Annotated in this window: 21 protein-coding genes and 1 tRNA gene; 11 read left to right on the top strand and 11 right to left on the bottom strand. The window is 66.8% G+C overall.

Annotated elements, in window-relative coordinates; translation table 11 throughout:
• Positions 1-20: 20 nt before the first annotated feature.
• From J0I99_RS12150 to J0I99_RS12175, 6 genes are all read left to right on the top strand, one after another.
• Positions 21-251, top strand: a complete 231-nt coding sequence (locus tag J0I99_RS12150; RefSeq protein ID WP_291397875.1) for a DUF4160 domain-containing protein — start codon at positions 21-23, stop codon at positions 249-251.
• Positions 238-522, top strand: a complete 285-nt coding sequence (locus J0I99_RS12155) for a DUF2442 domain-containing protein (RefSeq protein ID WP_291397877.1) — start codon at positions 238-240, stop codon at positions 520-522. Before J0I99_RS12150 ends, J0I99_RS12155 begins: the two co-directional genes overlap by 14 nt.
• A gap of 112 nt (positions 523-634) precedes the next feature.
• A complete protein-coding gene (locus tag J0I99_RS12160; RefSeq protein WP_291397879.1) occupies positions 635-1,249 on the top strand; it encodes a GyrI-like domain-containing protein in 615 nt (204 codons plus the stop codon).
• Between the two features lie 67 nt (positions 1,250-1,316).
• Positions 1,317-1,607 (top strand): HlyU family transcriptional regulator, encoded by a 291-nt coding sequence (locus J0I99_RS12165; protein WP_291392437.1) that lies wholly within the window; start codon positions 1,317-1,319, stop codon positions 1,605-1,607.
• 74 nt (positions 1,608-1,681) lie between these two features.
• The gene (locus J0I99_RS12170; protein WP_291392438.1) at positions 1,682-1,903 is read left to right on the top strand and encodes a hypothetical protein; all 222 of its coding nucleotides are present in this window, start codon (positions 1,682-1,684) and stop codon (positions 1,901-1,903) included.
• 56 nt (positions 1,904-1,959) lie between these two features.
• Positions 1,960-2,751, top strand: a complete 792-nt coding sequence (locus J0I99_RS12175) for a glutathione S-transferase family protein (protein ID WP_291397881.1) — start codon at positions 1,960-1,962, stop codon at positions 2,749-2,751.
• Here the strand turns inward: J0I99_RS12175 and J0I99_RS12180 are convergent.
• The 5 genes from J0I99_RS12180 to J0I99_RS12200 form a co-directional block, all read right to left on the bottom strand.
• Positions 2,748-3,788 carry an LLM class flavin-dependent oxidoreductase gene (locus tag J0I99_RS12180; protein WP_291391418.1) on the bottom strand — a complete coding sequence of 347 codons (1,041 nt, stop codon included), beginning with the start codon at positions 3,786-3,788 and terminating at the stop codon, positions 2,748-2,750. The two genes, J0I99_RS12175 and J0I99_RS12180, sit on opposite strands and share 4 nt — an antisense overlap.
• Positions 3,789-3,861: 73 nt before the next feature.
• Positions 3,862-4,545 (bottom strand): tellurite resistance TerB family protein, encoded by a 684-nt coding sequence (locus J0I99_RS12185; RefSeq protein ID WP_291397883.1) that lies wholly within the window; start codon positions 4,543-4,545, stop codon positions 3,862-3,864.
• 220 nt (positions 4,546-4,765) lie between these two features.
• Positions 4,766-5,173, bottom strand: coding sequence for a hypothetical protein (locus J0I99_RS12190; protein WP_291397885.1), 408 nt, complete (start codon positions 5,171-5,173; stop codon positions 4,766-4,768).
• A gap of 131 nt (positions 5,174-5,304) precedes the next feature.
• On the bottom strand, positions 5,305-5,892 hold the full coding sequence (locus J0I99_RS12195) for a TIGR00645 family protein (RefSeq protein ID WP_291397886.1): 588 nt from the start codon (positions 5,890-5,892) through the stop codon (positions 5,305-5,307).
• A gap of 133 nt (positions 5,893-6,025) precedes the next feature.
• Positions 6,026-8,512 carry an OmpA family protein gene (locus J0I99_RS12200; protein WP_291397887.1) on the bottom strand — a complete coding sequence of 829 codons (2,487 nt, stop codon included), beginning with the start codon at positions 8,510-8,512 and terminating at the stop codon, positions 6,026-6,028.
• A 309-nt stretch (positions 8,513-8,821) separates the two neighbouring features.
• On the opposite strand from J0I99_RS12200, the gene J0I99_RS12205 reads away from it, so the two are divergent.
• Entirely contained in the window at positions 8,822-9,646 is an 825-nt protein-coding gene (locus J0I99_RS12205) for a sulfite exporter TauE/SafE family protein (protein ID WP_291391423.1), read from the top strand.
• A 131-nt stretch (positions 9,647-9,777) separates the two neighbouring features.
• Here the strand turns inward: J0I99_RS12205 and J0I99_RS12210 are convergent, their stop codons facing one another.
• Positions 9,778-10,509, bottom strand: coding sequence for an SIMPL domain-containing protein (locus J0I99_RS12210; RefSeq protein ID WP_291397888.1), 732 nt, complete (start codon positions 10,507-10,509; stop codon positions 9,778-9,780).
• A gap of 229 nt (positions 10,510-10,738) precedes the next feature.
• Between J0I99_RS12210 and J0I99_RS12215 the strand changes: the two genes are divergently transcribed.
• From J0I99_RS12215 to J0I99_RS12225, 3 genes are all read left to right on the top strand, one after another.
• Entirely contained in the window at positions 10,739-11,893 is a 1,155-nt protein-coding gene (locus J0I99_RS12215) for a fumarylacetoacetate hydrolase family protein (protein WP_291397890.1), read from the top strand.
• An 88-nt stretch (positions 11,894-11,981) separates the two neighbouring features.
• A complete protein-coding gene (locus J0I99_RS12220; RefSeq protein ID WP_291391426.1) occupies positions 11,982-13,421 on the top strand; it encodes an aldehyde dehydrogenase family protein in 1,440 nt (479 codons plus the stop codon).
• A gap of 179 nt (positions 13,422-13,600) precedes the next feature.
• Entirely contained in the window at positions 13,601-14,233 is a 633-nt protein-coding gene (locus J0I99_RS12225) for an outer membrane beta-barrel protein (protein WP_291397891.1), read from the top strand.
• A gap of 56 nt (positions 14,234-14,289) precedes the next feature.
• Here the strand turns inward: J0I99_RS12225 and J0I99_RS12230 are convergent, their stop codons facing one another.
• The 5 genes from J0I99_RS12230 to J0I99_RS12250 all read right to left on the bottom strand — a co-directional run bounded on the left by J0I99_RS12230 (position 14,290) and on the right by J0I99_RS12250 (position 16,359).
• Positions 14,290-14,844: a dihydrofolate reductase family protein gene (locus tag J0I99_RS12230; protein ID WP_291397893.1), complete on the bottom strand. Its 555-nt coding sequence runs from the start codon at positions 14,842-14,844 to the stop codon at positions 14,290-14,292.
• Positions 14,845-14,956: 112 nt separating this feature from the next.
• Positions 14,957-15,032 (bottom strand) — tRNA-Ile (locus J0I99_RS12235).
• A gap of 79 nt (positions 15,033-15,111) precedes the next feature.
• Positions 15,112-15,414, bottom strand: coding sequence for a hypothetical protein (locus J0I99_RS12240; protein ID WP_291391429.1), 303 nt, complete (start codon positions 15,412-15,414; stop codon positions 15,112-15,114).
• Positions 15,415-15,534: 120 nt separating this feature from the next.
• Complete coding sequence (locus tag J0I99_RS12245; RefSeq protein ID WP_291397895.1) at positions 15,535-16,089, bottom strand: DNA-3-methyladenine glycosylase; 555 nt, start codon at positions 16,087-16,089, stop codon at positions 15,535-15,537.
• Positions 16,090-16,128: 39 nt separating this feature from the next.
• Positions 16,129-16,359, bottom strand: a complete 231-nt coding sequence (locus J0I99_RS12250; protein WP_291391431.1) for a hypothetical protein — start codon at positions 16,357-16,359, stop codon at positions 16,129-16,131.
• Positions 16,360-16,472: 113 nt separating this feature from the next.
• Here J0I99_RS12250 and J0I99_RS12255 point away from each other — a divergent pair, with 113 nt between their 5' ends.
• Positions 16,473-17,876 (top strand): phosphomannomutase, encoded by a 1,404-nt coding sequence (locus J0I99_RS12255; RefSeq protein ID WP_291397896.1) that lies wholly within the window; start codon positions 16,473-16,475, stop codon positions 17,874-17,876.
• Positions 17,877-17,917: the final 41 nt, after the last annotated feature.

A 17,917-nucleotide genomic window follows, 5' to 3' on the forward strand; every position in this document is an offset into this window, starting at 1 on the left:
TTCTTCGGCATGGTGATCAGATGTTCTGGCGCGATCACGCCCCGCCTCATTTCCACGTGCTGTATCAGGGCTTCGAAGCTAGTGTGGCCATAGCCAGCGGCGAAGTGATTGAGGGCAGCTTGCCGAAAACGGCGCGCCGGCTCGTGAGGGACTGGGCACAGGCTCACAGGGCAGAATTGCTCGCCAACTGGGAGCGGGGTAGGATGATGAAGTCCTTCTTCTCCGTCCCTGGAGCCGATGAAGATGATTGAGTACGTGAGTGTTCTGAAACTCAAGGCGCTTGAGGGGCATCGGCTATGGCTGCGGTTCTCCAATGGCGAAGAGGGCATTCGTGATTTTGCTGACATACTGGCCGCGGGCGGCGAGGTCATCGAGCCAATTCGCGACGAGGCGATGTTCAGCCGAGCGTTTCTCAGCCGTGGCGTTCCGACATGGCCGAGTGGTCTGCAACTAGACCCGACGAACCTTCACATGGAACTCGCCGCCATGCATGCCCTCACGGTTCCGGCGGCAGCAGAGTAGTCCACGGTTTCGGCGAGCGTCATGGCCGCGTCGGTGCATAGCACGATGATGTAAATCAAGCGCGTTTGCCGCCGTTACCCTAGCCTTGGCGCGAAAATCGCGGTGAGGCAAGATGATGGACAAGCTCGACTTCAAGAAGACGATGAAGCCCTACTGGCAGCCGCCGGTCGGTCAGTTCGTGGTGGTCGAGGTTCCCAGGCTCAACTTCATCAAGGTGGATGGCAAGGGCGATCCGAACACCGCCGTGGAGTATGGCACGGCGGTGCAGTGGCTCTACACGATGAGCTACACGCTGAAGTTCACCTCGAAGTCCGACGGGCGCGACTATGGCGTGGCGCCGCTCGAAGGGCTGTGGTGGGCCGAGGACATGTCCAGCTTCGGCTCCGGAAACAAGGACGACTGGCTGTGGACGGCGATGATCATGCAGCCGGACTGGATCGACGCGGCGATGTTCGCCAAGGCGCTCGACAAGGCCAAGGGCAAGCTCGGCGCGCCGCCGCCGAGCCTGCGGCTGGAGGCGTTCGACGAGGGGCTGAGCGTCCAGACCATGCATGTCGGGCCGTACAGCGCCGAGGCGCCGACCATCGCGAAGCTGCATGGCGAGTTCCTGCCGGCCAACGGCCTCGTGGAGAACGGCCATCATCATGAGATCTACATCAGCGACCCCGGACGGACAGCGCCGGAGAAGCTCAAGACGGTGATCCGTCAACCGGTCAGGCGACGCTAACCGTGGACAAAGGCGCCGGGGCGTCCTAAAGCCAGATCGGTTGGCATGACGGACGAGGAGCCTCGAAATGTCGTTCTGGAAGAACCTGTTCGGTGGTGGCGGGGCGGCCTCGAAGTCGATCGAGCCGGCGGTGGTCGGCGAGGAAAGCTACAAGGGCCACACGATCAAGGCGATCACCATGACGGTCGGCAGCGAGTACCAGCTGGCCGGAACCATCGAGAAGGACATCGGCGGCGAGCTCAAGAGCTACAAGTTCGTCCGCGCCGACCGCTTCTCGTCCAAGGAAGACGTCGTGAGCTTCTCGCTGGCCAAGGGCCGGCAGATCATCGACGAGCAGGGCGACGCGATCTACCGCTGATCGGCGCCGACAATCCGCAACATTCTCCGGCCTGGCGCCGGCAATCCTCGCCTCCGGGGCGAATGGAGACAGACATGGCCAAGAAACCCACCGCCCGCAGCGAATTCGTGCTGTTCGACGTGATCTATGAAGACGACAGCCAACGCTCCAACCGCAAGGTGCCCGCAGACCTGCTTGGCGGCCTCGACGGGGACGAGCCGGCAAAGACGTTCATCATGGACCAGGACCTCGCCATCGCCGAGAAGTCCGGTGTGCCTCCGCTCCAGATCAAGACCCTGAAGCGCAGCGGGAAGTAGTTGCCCGCCGCCTGTCACGCGACAGCAGGGCGGGCCCGACGGTTCCGGAGACTACCGTGACGACCCCGATTGTCTATCATATCCCCGTCTGCCCGTTCTCGCAGCGGCTCGAGATCCTGCTGGCGCTGAAGGGGCAGCGCGCCGCCGTGCGCTTTTCCAAGGTGGACATCACCAGGCCGCGCGAAGCCTGGCTGCTGGAACTGAGCCGGGGCAGCACGGCACTGCCGATCATGGATACCGGCAATGGCGTGCTCAAGGAGAGCCTGGTGCTGCTGCGCTACCTCGACGAGGCGATCGCCGGACCGGCGGTGGCGCGCACCTTGCCCTATGAGCGTGCCGTCGAGAACATGATGATCGCCATGGAAGGCGATTTCACCGGCGCGGGCTATCGCATGGTGATGAACCAGGACGAGGCCAGGCGCGATGCCATGCGCGATGCGATGCTGGCGCAGTTTCGCCGGCTCAACGACTATCTCGAATGGCGGAATCCGGACGGGACCTATCTGTTCGACCGCTTCGGGCTGGCGGAGGCGGTCTTCACGCCGATGTTCGTGCGCTTCGCCTTCCTCGACTACTACGAGGGCTTCGAACTGCCCCCGGGTGCCGACTATGACCGGGTGCGGCGCTGGCGCGAGGCCTGCCTCGCCCACGAGGCGGCGCAACAGGTCAGCGCCGAGGAAGTGGTGAAGGTCTACTACGACTATGCGCGCGGGGCAGGGAACGGCGCATTGCTGCCGGATCGAACGCGATCGAGCTTCGTGTTCGAGCCGGACTGGCGGGAACGGCCGTGGCCGCCCAAGGACAAATACCGCCCGGCGGCCAGCGACGCCGTGCTCGGGCTGGCCTAGCCTCCCAGCGCCTTGTTCACGGCCGGCTTCACCACGGTTCCGAACAGCTCGATCGCCTTCATCACCTTGTCATGGGGCAGGGTGCCGACGCTCAGCTGCAGGCCGAAGCGATCATGCTTGAACCACTCGTGCTGCATCAGGATCTTGTCGATGACCTGTTGCGGCGATCCCATGAAGTAGGCGCCCGAAGGGCTGGCGCCCGCCTCGAACTGGGCGCGGGTGCCGGGGGGCCAGCCACGCTCGCGGCCGATGCGGCTCATGGCTTCGTGGTGGGCCGGAAACGCGATATCGAGCGCGTCCTGGGAATTTTCGGCGATGAAGCCGTGCGAGGAGATGCCGATGGGCAGCTTGCTCACGTCGTGGCCGACCTTCTCGGCCGTCATCCGGTAGAGCTGGGTGAACTGCTGGAAGGCTTCGGGATTGCCGCCGATGATGGCGATCATCAAGGGCAGCCCGTAGTAGGCGGCGCGAGCGACGGAATTGGGGGTGCCGCCGACGGCAATCCAGAGCGGCAGCGGATCCTGGATCGGCTTGGGATAGATGGCGATGCCGGGGATCGGCTTGGTGTGCTCGGAGCCGGGCCAGTTGACCTTGCCGCCCTTGCGGATCTCGAGCAGCTCGGCGAGCTTTTCCTCGAACAGCGCGTCGTAGTGGTCGAGCTCGTAGCCGAACAGGGGGAAGCTTTCGATGAACGAGCCGCGACCGGCCATGATCTCGGCGCGGCCGTTCGACAGCAGGTCGAGGGTGGAGAACTGCTGGTAGACGCGGATCGGGTCGTCCGAGCTCAGCACGGTGACGGCGGTGGAGAGGCGGATGCGCTTGGTCACCGCGGCCGCCGCCGCAAGGATGGTGACCGGCGCCGAGGCGACATAGTCCGGGCGGTGGTGTTCGCCAAGGCCATAGAAATCGAGCCCGACTTCGTCGGCGAGCTTGATCTCCTCGAGCAGGTCGCGAAGCCGCTCGGCGGGGGACTGCAGCCTGCCGCCGTTCAACTGGTCGGGGGTGTTCTCGGCGAAGGAGTAAAGACCGATCTGCATGGCGCGCACCTCATGTATTGCGCCCTACATGGCCGTGCATTCGGGCCGAAGCAAGAACGCACAGCCCTGTAACTCAAACGTTGCTGCCAGGCACGTAGGCGTCGGCAACCGGCCGCGCGGTGCTCGAAGAGGGAGCAGGCGCTCCGGCCTGGCGGTGAATCTCATCCACCAGTGCCTGCGGCAGCTTCAGCTTGAAGGCGAGCGCTTCGAGGTAGCTGCGCTCGGTGGCCGTATCCGGCTTCATCGCGACCAGCGAGGCGGCGTAGATCTCTGATGCATGCTCCGGGGTGTCGGCGCGGGCGACGACGGCGTCGATGTTGAGCGGGCTCGCCAGTTCGTCGAAGACGAAGGCCTTCTCCTCGGCCGAAAGCGGCATCGTCTCGAGCCTGGCAAAGATGCGTTCCTTTTCCTCGGCGTCGATCTGGCCGTCGGCCTTGGCGGCGGCGATCATGGCGCGGACGAGGGTCTTGCCCAGTTCCTCCTGCTGGTAGGCGGCCTGGGGCGGCGGCACGAAGGCATCCTGGGACGAGGCCGCGGCACCCGACTGCTGCTCCTTCTGATACTGCTGCCAGGCCGAATAGGCGAGGCCGCCAACCGCGGCCACGGCGCCAACCTTGGCCACATTGCCGACCAGCTTGCCGAGCCCGCCGCCCGAGAGGAGCATGCCGGCGGCGAGGCCTGCCGCCCCGGTCATCGCGGTCCGCTGGGCGTTGGGGTCGGTCTGCAGGGCCTTGATGATGCCGTCGATGTTGAACATGGCGCACTCCCGGTTATCTCGTCCCTCGCAATTAGGTACGGCGCCGCCGCGACGCAAGGATGACACGTCGGCGCAGTGCGCAGCGGCGCGCCGCGTGGTCAGCCGGGGTCGCCAAGGCAAAAAAGGTCCCGGCGGGTGCCGGGACCTTAAGGTCGCCTCGGAGGGAGGGCCGAGGCCGGACGGGTACCCGTCCGCTATTGTTGGTCTTGCGATGCCTGGGTTACTGCGCCGGCGTCGTCGCCGGAGCCGCCGGAGCGGTGGTGGCGGGAGCCGCCGGGGCCGGGGTGGTGGCCGGGGCAGTGTTGTCAGCCGGCGCGGCCGGAGCCGTGCTGGTCGACGGAGCCATCGGGGTCGCTTCAGTGCCGGTCGCCGGCGCCTGTGTCATCGGGGTCGCCGGCTGCGTCGTCGTCGCAGGGGCTTCAATCGCCGGAGTGTTGTTCACAGTGGTCGAAGTGGTGGACGGACCGGAGTTGGCCGAGAAGACCAGATAGCCGATCGCCAGAAGGGCCAGTGCCACGATGATGCCGACGAACCAGCCGGTTGCGCTCGATTCACGGGTGTAGGTCGTGGACGTGCGCTTAAGCCCGTCATCGGTCGTATAGACGGTATCGCGTTCGGGGACAGCCATGGTCAAGCTCCTTTGTTTGAGTACCGTATGGCCGCAAGAACGCGGTAGCCGCGGGAAACGTTCCCGGACGCCGGATCATTTGCGATCCCGACTCAGCCAGCCGCCGCAAATACCTGAGGCTGATGGCAATCTCACTGTGCCGGCGATGAAGAAAGTCTGTCGTTGTCCGCGGGACTTTCCGACGATTTTGTCGGTTTGACCGCCTTGGGGCCCTTGCCGATGGTCTTGGTCTGCGCCGACACCCGGTCGATGTAGGCGAGGAACAGCGCCGACACCACGAAGGCGAGGTGGATCAGCGTGTACCACATCAGGTGCTCGGTGGTCTGGGTGTTCACGTTGAGGAAGATCTGCAGCAGGTGGATCGAGGAGATGGCCACGATCGTCGAGGCTACCTTGATCTTGAGCGAACCGGCATCGATCTCGCCGAGCCAGTGCACCGAGTTCTCGTCGTCGAAGCGCGAGACGTAGTTCTCGTAGCCCGAGATGATCACCATCACCACGAGGCTCGCAACGAGCGCGGCGTCGATCAGGCCGAGCATCTTGAGGATCGCATCGGCTTCCCCGATGTCGAAGACGTGGCTGATGAAGTCCCACAGCTTGACGCCGAACGTGGCGGCGTACACCGCCAGCGCCACGGCGAGGCCGAGGTAGAACAGGACCAGGACCCAGCGGGAGGCAAGGATCACTCCCTCGATGATCAGTTCGAGACGCTTGGGCATGCTGGCTCCGCTGGTTGTCGGACCGCAAGGCATAGAGGAAACATGCGGCCACGCAAGTGGATGGTGTGCCGCAGGGCAAACAGAAAGGGCCGGGAATGATCCCGGCCCCTGATCGTTTGCGGATGCGGCGCGCCTAGTTGTTGGCCAGGGTCACCAGCGGGGTGATGCGCTTCAGCACCACACGGCGGTTGAGCGGCTCGGCAGCCTGCGTCTTCACCTTCAGGTAGCGCTCGCCATAGCCCTGGGTAACCAGGTTCTCCGGCGGCACGTCGTAGAAGTCGGTGAGGATGCGGGCGACGGTCGCGGCGCGGGCATCGGACAGGATCAGGTTGGACTGGTCGCTGCCGACGGCGTCGGTATGGCCTTCGATGAGGAAGACCTCGCCCGGGTTCTTGTCGAGCAGCTTCAGCATGGCGTTTGCCACCTTGCTGAGGGCCCCGACCTGGCTGCGCGAGATGGTCGCCGCACCGGTGTCGAAGGTGAGGCTGCCCACTTCGACGCGGCGGACGGAGTCGCGCAGGCGGGCCGAACGCTTCACGTCCTCGATCGTGTAGATCTTGCGGACGCGCTCCACCGGGGGCTCGCCGAAGAAGTCCTCGACGTCGGCCTCGTCGGCATAGTCAGCGTCGAGCACGTAGTCGCGGATCGGGATGGTGAGACGCAGCGGCGGCAGGTCGTCGCCCGGGTCACGCCAGTTGGTGAAGTAGTCGGCGTCGTTGTAGTTGCGCTCGTCATACGAGGCCAGGATGTACTCGCGACCGTCCGGCATGATGCGCGAACGGCGCAGCACGTTGCCCCAGCGATCACGGATGGTGACGATCTGCACGCCGTTCGGGCGTTCGATGGTCTCCTTCACGCGGCCGTTGGACAGGCGCTCGTAGTAGACCTGGTCGGCGTCGCCGTCGCGGATGCGGTCGAAGTCCTGACCCGGGTTCGAGATCACCAGGTTGATGCCAACCTGGAAGATGAAGCCCGAGTTCGTATAGTTGTTGCCACCCGGCGGGGGGGTGGCCGGACCGTTGCCGCCCGGCTTGCCACCATTGTTGTTCGTCGTGTTGTTGTTGGTGGTGTTGTTCACCGTGGTGGTGGTGTTGGTGACATTGGTGACGTTGGTCACGTTCGTCACATTGTTGATGATGGTGACGTTCTGCGGCACCTCGATCGGGGGCAGCGCATTGGCCTGGATCTGCTCGCCCTGGACCTTGGCGATGTCCTGCACGGGAGCAACCGCGATGTCGGCTTGCGCCGCCTTGTCGCTGGCCGGCGGCGGCGCCGCGGGCTCGGCTGGGGCGGCCGGCTGTTCGGCCGCCGGCTGACCAGCAGCGGACTCGGTGGTCACGTCCTTGGAGCTGTCCAGCACGGGGGCCGCCTGCTCGGGCTTCACCGTTTCCGGCAGCACTTCCAGGGCCTGCGGCGTCACGTCCACGTTGGCACCCGGCAGGTCGGCGATCGGCGGCGGTGCCGGCTGCGCGGGAGCGGCAAGCTCCGGCACCGGGGGCAGGGTGATGTTGTTCTGCGCCAGGCACTGGGCAACGTCATTCACGCCGAGCACGGCGCACAGGTCGGCGAACTGCTTGTTGGCTGCGTCGATGGTCGACTGGCCGGCGGGATCGCCGTTCTGCAACTGGCCGATACCGACGTTGTACAGTTCGACGGCCGTGTTGAGCTGGTCGAGCGCCGCCTGCTCCGGATTGGCAGCGTTGGCGTCCGCCGGCTGATCGGCGGGACCAGCCTCCGTCGGCTGTTCGGCGGCGGGCGCCGGCTGCTGCGCGGCAGCGGGCTGTTCCGCCGGAGCGGGCTGTTCGGCGGGAGCGGGCTGCTCGGCCGGGGCCGGCTGCTCGGTCGGTGCGGGCTGCTCGGCGGGTGCGGGCTGCTCAGCTGCCGGAGGGGCCGGGAGCGGCGGAAGATCCTGGCCGATGCACGACTTCACGTCCGGGTAGCCGTTGGCGAGGCAGAGCTGCTCGATCTTTGCGGCGGCAGCGTCGGCCTTGGCCTTGGCGGCGGCATAGTCGGTGGCAGCGAGGTTCAGGGCGGCCTGGTAGTCGTTCACGGCAGCCTGGAGCTCGGCCACGAACTGGGCCTGTGCATCGGTCGCGGCTTGCGCGTCGGCAGCGGCCTTGGCGTCGGCGGCAGCCTTGGCGTCCGCAGCGGCCTGCGCGTCGGCGGCAGCCTTGGCGTCTGCGGCGGCCTGCGCGTCGGCGGCAGCCTTGGCGTCTGCGGCAGCCTGTGCGTCTGCGGCAGCCTTGGCATCTGCGGCAGCCTGTGCGTCGGCGGCAGCCTTGGCATCTGCGGCAGCCTGCGCGTCGGCTGCAGCCTTGGCGTCTGCAGCGGCCTGCGCGTCGGCGGCAGCCTTGTCCGCAGCGGCCTTGTCATCGGCCGGGGGGGCAGCGGCGGGCTTGCCGCCGGTGATTGCCGCAATGCATTCCTCGACGCTGGCATAGCCGTTCACGATGCAGGCTTCCTTCAAAGCCTGCTCGGCATTGGCGATGGCGTCGGCGTCGCCGGACGCCTGGGCGTCCTGCAGGGCCTGGTATTCGGCCTGCTGCGCGAACGCGGCGCTGGGCACCAATGCGAGAACGGCGAGACTGGTGCCGGTGAGGAGCCAGTTTCGAATGCGCATGGGTCTTGTCCTTTTTTTGGAGTCAATTGTTTCGTGAAGTGACGCTGTGCTGCTGAACCGGACCTGAACGGCGCCGGCAGGCCTTCCGCAGTTGTCGACATACCCCCGTCGGATACCCAAACTCCTCAAGCGAATCCCGGTTCCCGACGCGCCGACAGGATGTGGCAATCGTGGCACGAGTGCGACCCCCTGGCTGCTCGTCGGCGGCCGGGGACCGGCAATTGCGCCCCGCTGGACGAAACCGGCGGCATCGGGCTTGGGGCGCCACGCGCGCCATGGCATTGCTCTGTGGCATCGAGGAAGAGCGTCGTGGACCTAATCGTTACCTACTGGCCGTTCGTCGCGGGGCTGCTCGCGACGGGGATCATCTCCGGCATTGCTGCCGGGCTGCTCGGCATCGGCGGCGGCGCCATCATCGTGCCGGCGCTCGCCACCAGCCTGCAACTGATGGGCTATGACGGAGACGTGGTGCAGCACGTGGCGGTCGGCACCTCGCTGGCCATCATCATCCCGACCGGCATCGCCAGCGCGCGGGCCCACGACAGGCGGGGCGCGGTGGATCGGGAGGTGCTAAAGCTGTGGGCGCCGGTGATCGTCGCTGCGACCCTGCTGGGCGGGCTGATGGCGGGCCTCTATTCCGGCAACGTGCTGCGTATCGTGTTCGGCGTCATGGCCCTGTTCATCGCGGCCAACATCCTGCTGCCGTTCCAGGAGCGGTTGATGGGCCATCTCGGCGGCTCGCCGCTGACGCACCGGATCTCGGCGGCGGTGGTCGGCTACGTCTCGGCGCTGATGGGCGTCGGCGGTGGCTCGCTCAGCGTGCCAACGCTCCACGCCTTCGGCGCCAGCATGCACAAGGCGGTGGGGACGGGCGCGGCCATCGGCGTATTCATCGCGCTGTCGGGCACGCTGGGCTTCATCGTATCGGGCTGGAGCGTCGCCGACCGGCCGCCGCTGAGCCTGGGCTATATCAGCCTGCCGGCGCTGGTGCTGATCGGGGTGACGGCCGCGCTGTGCGCCCCGTTCGGCGCGGCGTTGGCGCACCGGCTGCAGCAGCGGACGCTGAAGCTGGCGTTCGCCGCCTTCCTCGCCTTCGTCGGCCTGAACATGCTCTGGAAGGTGCTGGCGGGGTAGGGCGGACCTCGCGATCTGCCTCCCTCCCCTTTGAGGGGAGGGATCGAGGTGGGGGTGGCGCGGCGATCATCGATAGACCCCCGCCCCCAGCCCCTCCCCTCAAGGGGGAGGGGGCGACACTGCTCGGCAGCTTAGTGCGCCAGGTCCCAGGTGACCTGCACGTTGATCTGGAAGCTCAACTCGCCGCTGGCGATCGGCACGGCCGAGGGGGCTGCATCGGCGGCCGCCTTCATCATGTAGGGCTGGGGCTGGGTGTAGCCCTGGCTTTCGGCGATGTTGCGGATGGTGCCGAGCTTCTCGCCGGCGGCGCCGGCGTACAGCTCGGCCTTTTCCCGGGCGTCGGCGAACGCTTCCTTGCGGGCCTCGTCGTAGAGCTTGCTGGGGTCGGCGACCGAGAAGCTGATGCCGTTGATGGTGTTGGCGCCGACGTTGACCGCCTTGTCGAGCACGCCGCCGAGGCTGGCGAGGTCACGGACGCGCACGCTCACGTTGTTGAACACCTGGTAGCCGGTGATCTTGGGCGGCAGCTGGTAGCCGTTGGCGTCGCGGGCATCGGAATAGACGTAGTTCGGGTTCACCGAGAAGCCGGAGGTCTGGATGTCGCGGGCCTCGATGCCGGCGGCCTTCAGCGTGTCGAGCAGGTCGGCCATGGCCTTGGTGTTGGCGTCGAGCGCCTCGCGCGCCGTGGCGCCCTGGGTGGTGACCCCCGAATTGATGAAGGCGGTATCGGGCGTGGCCGTGACCTCGCCGAGGCCGCTGATCGAGATGGTGCCATTCATCGGGCTCTCCTGGGCAAGCACGGGGGCGGCGCTGAGCGCAGTCGCGAGCATGAAGGGGATGATTGCGGCGGTGAACGGACGCATGCGTCTCTCCTGTTGGTGGCCTTCGACGGGGCGAACATGCCCGGCCAATCGGGTGTTAGTGCGGCATAGCTGAATGGGAATTGAACGCCGCTTCGTCAGGTGAGACGCCGCCTGCAGCCGGTTCCTTGGGACGAAATGGAACGAAAGTTCGAGGCACGTACCTCGACCCCGGCTGGACAGGGTTTGGAGCGACGGGTTAGGTAGCGGCCGCAAGAACCAGGGGGATGCCGTGGCCAATCCGATCGTTCCGTCCGAAGGGATTCTGCTGGGAAGAGCCCGGGTGCCGGGTCACGACCACCCGCGCCTCGTGACCGTGCGCGACGGGGACGTGATCGACATCACCTCGAGGACCGCGCCGACGGCGCGCGATATCGCCGAGATGGACGACCCGGCGGACTATGTCGGAACGACCATGGGCCCGGTCGTCGGCAGCCTTGATCGGCTGCTCGCCAATTCGTGGTCGGGCAAGACCAACCCGGCCGAGCCGTCGCTGCTGTCGCCGATCGACCTGCAGGCGGTGAAGGCGGCCGGCGTGACCTTCGTCGTCTCCCTGCTCGAGCGCGTGATCGAGGAGCAGGCGCGCGGCGACAAGGCCAGGTCGGAGGCGTTGCGCAAGGACATCCTGGGACTGATCGGCACCGATCTCAGCCAGCTCGTTCCCGGCTCCGAGACCGCCATGAAGGTCAAGGAGACGCTGATCGCGCGCGGCGTATGGAGCCAATACCTCGAGGTCGGCATCGGTCCAGATGCCGAGATCTTCACCAAGTGCCAGCCGATGGCGTCGGTGGGGTATGGCGCCGATGTCGGCATCCTGCCGATCTCGGAGTGGAACAATCCGGAGCCGGAAGTGGCGATGGTGGTCAACTCGCGCGGTACTATCGTTGGCGCCACGCTGGGCAACGACGTGAACCTGCGCGACGTCGAGGGGCGCTCGGCGCTCTTGCTCGGCAAGGCCAAGGACAACAATGCCTCGGCCTCGCTCGGGCCGTTCATCCGCCTGTTTGACGGCACGTTCACCCTCGAGACGGTCAAGCAGGCCGATATCGCGCTCAACGTCACCGGCGAGGATGGGTTCGAGCTGACCGGCGTTTCCAACATGAGCCAGATCTCGCGCTCGCCCGAGGCGCTGGTGTCGTCGGCGATCGGCCGCCATCACCAGTACCCGGACGGATTCGTGCTCTACCTGGGCACCATGTTCGCGCCGGTGAAGGATCGCGGCGGCGCCGGCAAGGGCTTCACCCACAAGACCGGCGACGTGGTGTCGATCTCGACGCCCTCGCTCGGCACGCTCAGCAACACGGTGCGGCTCGCCACCGAGGCGGCGCCGTGGACCTACGGGGCAAGCCACCTGCTGCGCGACCTCGCCAGGGCGGGGCTGCTCTAGGCGGGACAAAAGTCACACTTTTGTCGGGCGTGCTTGAGAACAGGACGCCGGCTGTGCAAATACACGCCATCACATGAAGGAACCTCCGATGACCGAACTGCACCATAACCTCATCAACGGCGAGTGGGTCGGCGGCGACGGCGTGGACAACATCAACCCGTCCAACACCAGCGAAGTCGTCGGCGTCTACGCCCGCGCCAGCGTCGAAGACACGCTGAACGCCATCGCGGCGGCCAAGGCCGCCTTCCCGGCCTGGTCGCGTTCCGGCATCCTGCAGCGCTGGGAAATCCTGTCCAAGACGGCGCACGAGATCTTCGCGCGCAAGCAGGAGCTCGGCGAGTTGCTGAGCCGCGAGGAGGGCAAGACCCTGGCCGAAGGCATCGGCGAGGTGACCCGCGCCGGCCAGATCTTCGAGTTCTTCGCCGGCGAGGCGCTGCGCCTGTCGGGCGAGAGCGTGCCGTCGGTGCGCCCGGGCGTCGGCGTCGAGATGACGCGCGAGCCGATCGGCGTCGTCGGCATCATCACGCCGTGGAACTTCCCGATCGCCATTCCGGCCTGGAAGATGGCGCCGGCGCTCTGCTACGGCAACACCGTGGTGATCAAGCCGGCCGACCTCGTGCCGGGCTGCACCTGGGCGATCGTCGACATCCTGCAGCGCGCCGGCCTGCCCAAGGGGGTGCTGAACCTCGTCATGGGCAAGGGCTCGGTGGTCGGCCAGACCATGCTCGACTCTAAGGACATCGCAGCGATGACCTTCACCGGCTCGGTCAATACCGGCCGCCGCGTCGCCGAGGCCAGCGTCAAGGTGATGCGCAAGTTCCAGCTCGAGATGGGGGGCAAGAACCCGACCATCGTGCTCGACGACGCCGACCTCAAGGTGGCGGTGGAATCGGTGGCGCAGTCGGCGTTCTTCTCGACCGGCCAGCGCTGCACCGCGACCTCGCGCGTGATCGTGACCGAGGGCATCCACGACGCCTTCGTCGATGCGCTGTGCGAGCGCACCAAGAACCTGCGCGTCGGCGACGCGCTGAGCAAGGAGACCGAGATCGGCCCGGTGGTCGACGCCGGCCAGCTCAAGCAGGACATGGACTATATCGACATCGGCCAGAAGGAAGGCGCCAAGCTCCGCGTCGGCGGGCAGCGGCTCAATCGCGAGACCGAGGGCTTCTACCTGCAGCCGGCGCTGTTCACCGAAGTGCACAACAACATGCGCATTGCCCGCGAGGAGATCTTCGGGCCGGTGGCGGCGGTGATCCGCGTCAAGAACTACGAAGAAGCACTGGAGATCGCCAACGACACCGAGTTCGGGCTCTCCGCCGGCATCGTCACCACCTCGCTCAAGTACGCGACGCACTTCAAGCGCAATGCCGAGGCCGGCATGGTGATGGTGAACGTGCCGACGGCCGGCGTCGATTTCCACGTGCCGTTCGGCGGCCGCAAGGGCTCCAGCTACGGCCCCAAGGAGCAGGGCAAGTATGCCGCCGAGTTCTTCACGCAGGTGAAGACGGCCTACACGGCTGCCGGCTGATCGGGTCACAACTACGGCTTCGGGGCCCGTGCGCATGGCGTGCGGGCCCCTTTTCTTTGCAGCGCCGCATTGAATCTGTTCGGTAATCCGCCCTGCGTTGCGCCGCCGCTACAGTATTTTCACGATTGCCGTGGCATCAGCGCTGCGACGCGGGGGGCTTTCGCGTCCAGGAACTAACTATGCGTTCTATTTTTTTGGCCAGCGCCGTCCTGCTGGCAGGAGCCGTTGGGGCTCAGGCTGCCGACCTCATGGTCGAAGCGGCACCGGGGGCAGTCGACACCAGCTTCGTCAACAGCGGCATCTACTTCCAGCTGCTTGGCGGCGTGGTGCAGGACCTGCCGGTCAACTACTTCGAGGACGGGCAGGATGACGGCCACGATGACACCGATTTTGGCTACAGCATTGCAGCCACGGCCGGTGTGGTCGTCGTTGACGGCCTGTCGATCGAGGCCGACCTTCTCTACTCGTCTCGCGACTACGCGCACGACGATGTCAACACGTACTCGACGCTCAGCCTGATGGCCAACGCCAAGTACACGGTCGCGCTGAACGACACCTTCAGCGTCTACGGCGGCGTGGGTCTGGGCTACGTCTGGGGCAAGGAAGACTGGTCCAGCGACGCGGCCGACTACGGCAGCTTCGGCTTCCAGGTCATCGCCGGCGTTGGCGCCAAGCTGACCGATAACATCACGGCCGTGGCCGAGTACCGCTTCCAGGACACGTTCGACAAGAGCAACTACAAAGGCTCGGGCGACTACGGTCTGAGCATTCCCGTCAGCACCGTTCTCGCCGGTCTGAAGTTCAGCTTCTAGCCCGGACGGCACTGATTACGGAGGCCCGCGCATCAGCCGATGCGCGGGCCTTCCGTTCACGCGGGCTTCAAGCCATAGACCGAGATCACGTTGCCCTTGCTGGTCGAGAAGCTCTTCTTGAGCTCGAGGCGGGTGACCGGGTCGGTGGGCTCGAACATGCGCTTGCCCCTGCCGGCCACCACCGGGTGAGTGATGAGGGTCAGTTCTTCAAGCAGGCCGGCGAAGAACAGCTGGCGCGCCAGCGACACCCCGCCCATGACGGCGATCTCGCCGCCCGGCTTCGACTTGAGGTCGCGCACGAAATCGAGAAGGTCGCTGGCGATCAGGGTCGAGTTCTGCCAGGCAAGCTGATCCTGCCGCAGCGTATGCGAAGCCACGTATTTCGGCATGTTGTTGATGAAGGCGCCGAAATCGGCGTCGGCGCTGGCGGTCGGCCAGTAGCCCGCCCATTCCTGCCAGCCAATGCGGCCCATCAGGACGGTGTCGATCTTCGACATGGATTCGCCCAGCAGCGCCCCCAGTTCGTCGTCGAAGGCGTCGAACTGCCAGAGGTTCGGCGCCTCGATGACGCCGTCGACGGAGTGGAAGAAGCCTGCAGTGACCTTGCGCATCAATGTTGTCCTCGCTGTCGGGTGACCGAGATTGGCACCGTTTCGAGGACACAACGAGCGGCCGACGGCGCAATCGACATGCGCTGTGAAGAAACTTCCCGACGCATGGAAATGGTGGGCCCACCAGGACTCGAACCTGGAACCAGAGTGTTATGAGCACTCGGCTCTAACCATTGAGCTATGGGCCCCATCCGGCGAGCGGATGGTGCCTCATAGCAAGGGATGCCGGGGAAGCAAAGCGGCTTGGCGCTGGCCCCGGGGGAGATGTCAGGCGCCGGTCGAGGCGACGCTGTCCTTGAGGGCGGCGAGTTCGGCCTCGGCGCGCAGCGCCCGGTCGCGCCAGTCCTCGATGCTCAGGCCATCGAGGCGGGCCGGCTGCGTCGCCGGCTCGGTCGGCTCGGGCTGCGGCGCGCCGGTGAGCCTGGCGTGCAGCGCCGCGATGTAGTCGGCATCGTCCGGGTGGAGCGTGCCGGCCGTCGACTCGGCGAGCCAGCGGTTGAGGTCGGCGATGGTCTCCTCGTTCATGCTGCCGTTTGCCAGCAATTCCTTGATCAGCGCTTCGACCTGCACGGGCTTCTCCTTGTTGTCAGGGCGGCAACCTAGCCAAAGTGCGGCCGGAACGAAACCCGGCGCGACAACAGGTCACTAAACCTTTGTCGCGGGATGCCTGCCATCCGGGCGGCCGCCCGACTAGCTCGGCCGGAAGGCCCGGCTGTGGTAGGGCGAGCCGGCGAGGCCGAAGCGCCAGGGCAGGTCGGCGGCCCGGCTGATGCCGATGCGCGGGCCGACGACCACCGGATGCGGCGTTCCGGCCAGGTCCAGCCGGAACGGCGGGGCGTCGAGGCGAAGGCCGTCATGGGCCTTGCCGATGCCCAGCGCCTCGGCCATCTTGCCGGGCCCGGTGCACAGGTCGCGCGGCGCGGTGAGGCCGCGCCGTTCAGACATTTTCTCAATGCCATCAGTGGGTTCGAGGGCGCGGATGAGGACGGCGGAGGCGTCCGCGCAGACGAAGTTCATGCACCAGTGGAGGCCGTAGGAGCGATAGACGTAGACGTGCCCGGGGCCGAGGAACATCGACGCGTTGCGGGGCGTCTGGCCGCGATGGGCGTGCGAGGCGGGCTCGGCCGGATGATAGGCCTCGGTCTCGGTGATGATGCCGCCGACGCCGTCGACCAGGAAGCGGGCGCCGATCAGCTGGCGCGCGACGGTGGTGACGTCCTGGGCGAAGAACGAGGTGAGCGACATGGCCCGACACTGGGGAAGTTTCCCAATGGATGCAAGCCGCTAGACCTTCTTGGTGGTGCCGCCCTGGATGCGTGCGGCGGCGATGCGCAGTGTGAGGTTGATCGACTCGCCGGTATTACCGGTGCCGCCGGCGATGAGCGCGGAATTGTTGCTGGCGGCCGAGGCGAGGTCGGCCTTGAGGTAGGCGCGACGCTTCTCGCTGGCGCTGGTCATCTCGCTGTAGACCGACGCGCGGGGCAGCCAGTTCATGGTGCGCTTCTGGACAATCATGCTGGCCAACCTGAGCCGGCAAGATGAACGAAACATTAACGTCGGCTGAGCGGCTTGCGCGGGCGTGCAAGGCCATGACAATGCTTGCGCATCGTGTCCCGGGAGCCAGCGGCATGTCGGATTCGCTCAAGTTTGGCACCAGCGGCCTGCGCGGGCTTGCCAGCGAGCTGACGGGCGGCGCGGCGCGGCGCTACACCGCGGCGTTCCTGAGCCATGTTGGCACGGTTCCGGAGGGGCGGGTGTATCTGGGCCGCGACCTCAGGGCGTCGAGCCCGGCCATCGTCGCCGACTGCGCCGCGGCGATCCGCGCAGCGGGACTGGAGCCGGTCGATTGCGGCGTGCTGCCGACGCCGGCGCTGGCGCTCCACGCCATGGCCAAGGGCGGGCCGGCCATCATGGTGACCGGCAGCCACATCCCCGCCGATCGCAACGGGCTCAAGTTCTATGTCGCGGCCGGGGAGATCACCAAGGCCGACGAAGCCGGCATCGCGGCCGCGCTGGTCGAGGCGGTGCCGGAGGGCGAGGGCAGGGCGGCGGACGAAAGCGCGCTGGCGGGCGACCGCTACCGGCAGCGCTACCGCGGGGTGCTGGACGCGGGCGCACTGGGCGGCTGGCGCGTCGGGGTGTTCGAGCATTCGTCCGTGGCGCGCGACATGCTGGTGTCATTCCTGACGCGGGCCGGGGCCGACGTGGTCCGGCTGGCGCGCTCCGACGCCTTCGTCGCCGTCGACACCGAGGCGTTCTCGGACGCGCTGTTCGAGCCGCGCTTCGGCTGGATCGACGCGCACAAGCTCGATGCGGTGGTCTCGACCGACGGGGACGGCGACCGGCCGCTGGTGATCGACGGCAATGGCGAGTTCGTGCGCGGCGACGTGGTGGGGATGCTCGCCGCCCGCTTCCTCGGGGCTGATCGGGTGGTGACGCCGGTGACCTCGAACTCCGCCATCGAGGGGGTCGGCTGGTTTGGCCGCGTCGATCGCACCCGGGTCGGCTCGCCCTTCGTGATCGCGGGCATGGAGGCCGCGGCGGTCGGCTCGCCGGGGGCCGTGGTCGGGTTCGAGGCCAATGGCGGGCTGCTGCTCGGCACGGACGTGGCGATCAACGGCAGGGTGCTCGGCGCATTGCCGACGCGCGACGCGGTGCTGCCCATTCTCGCCGTGCTGGCGACGGCGGCCAAGCTCGGCGAAACTTTGGCCGGGCTGGTCAAGACGCTGCCGGTGCGGGCGGCGCTGGCCGACCGGCTGGCGCAGGTGCCGGGCGCGCGCAGCGCGGCGTTCCTCGCGGACCTGGCGGAGACCGAGGGCTACGCCGCGCGCTTCTTCGCGCCGGTCGGCGAGATCCAGAGCCTGTCGAGCATCGACGGCCTGCGCTTCGCGCTCACCTCGGGCGACACGGTGCACTACCGCGCCTCCGGCAACGCACCGGAACTGCGCTGCTATGTCGAGGGCGTGACGCCCGCGCGGGCAACGGAACTGCTGGCCTGGGGGCTGGCAGCGGCCGGGGCGGTGGTGCGGTAGCGATGTACCGTTGTCAACTTTGATCGATCAGTTCAATCGAT

This window comes from Devosia sp., assembly GCF_017307495.1.
In the GTDB taxonomy this organism is placed as follows: domain Bacteria; phylum Pseudomonadota; class Alphaproteobacteria; order Rhizobiales; family Devosiaceae; genus Devosia_A.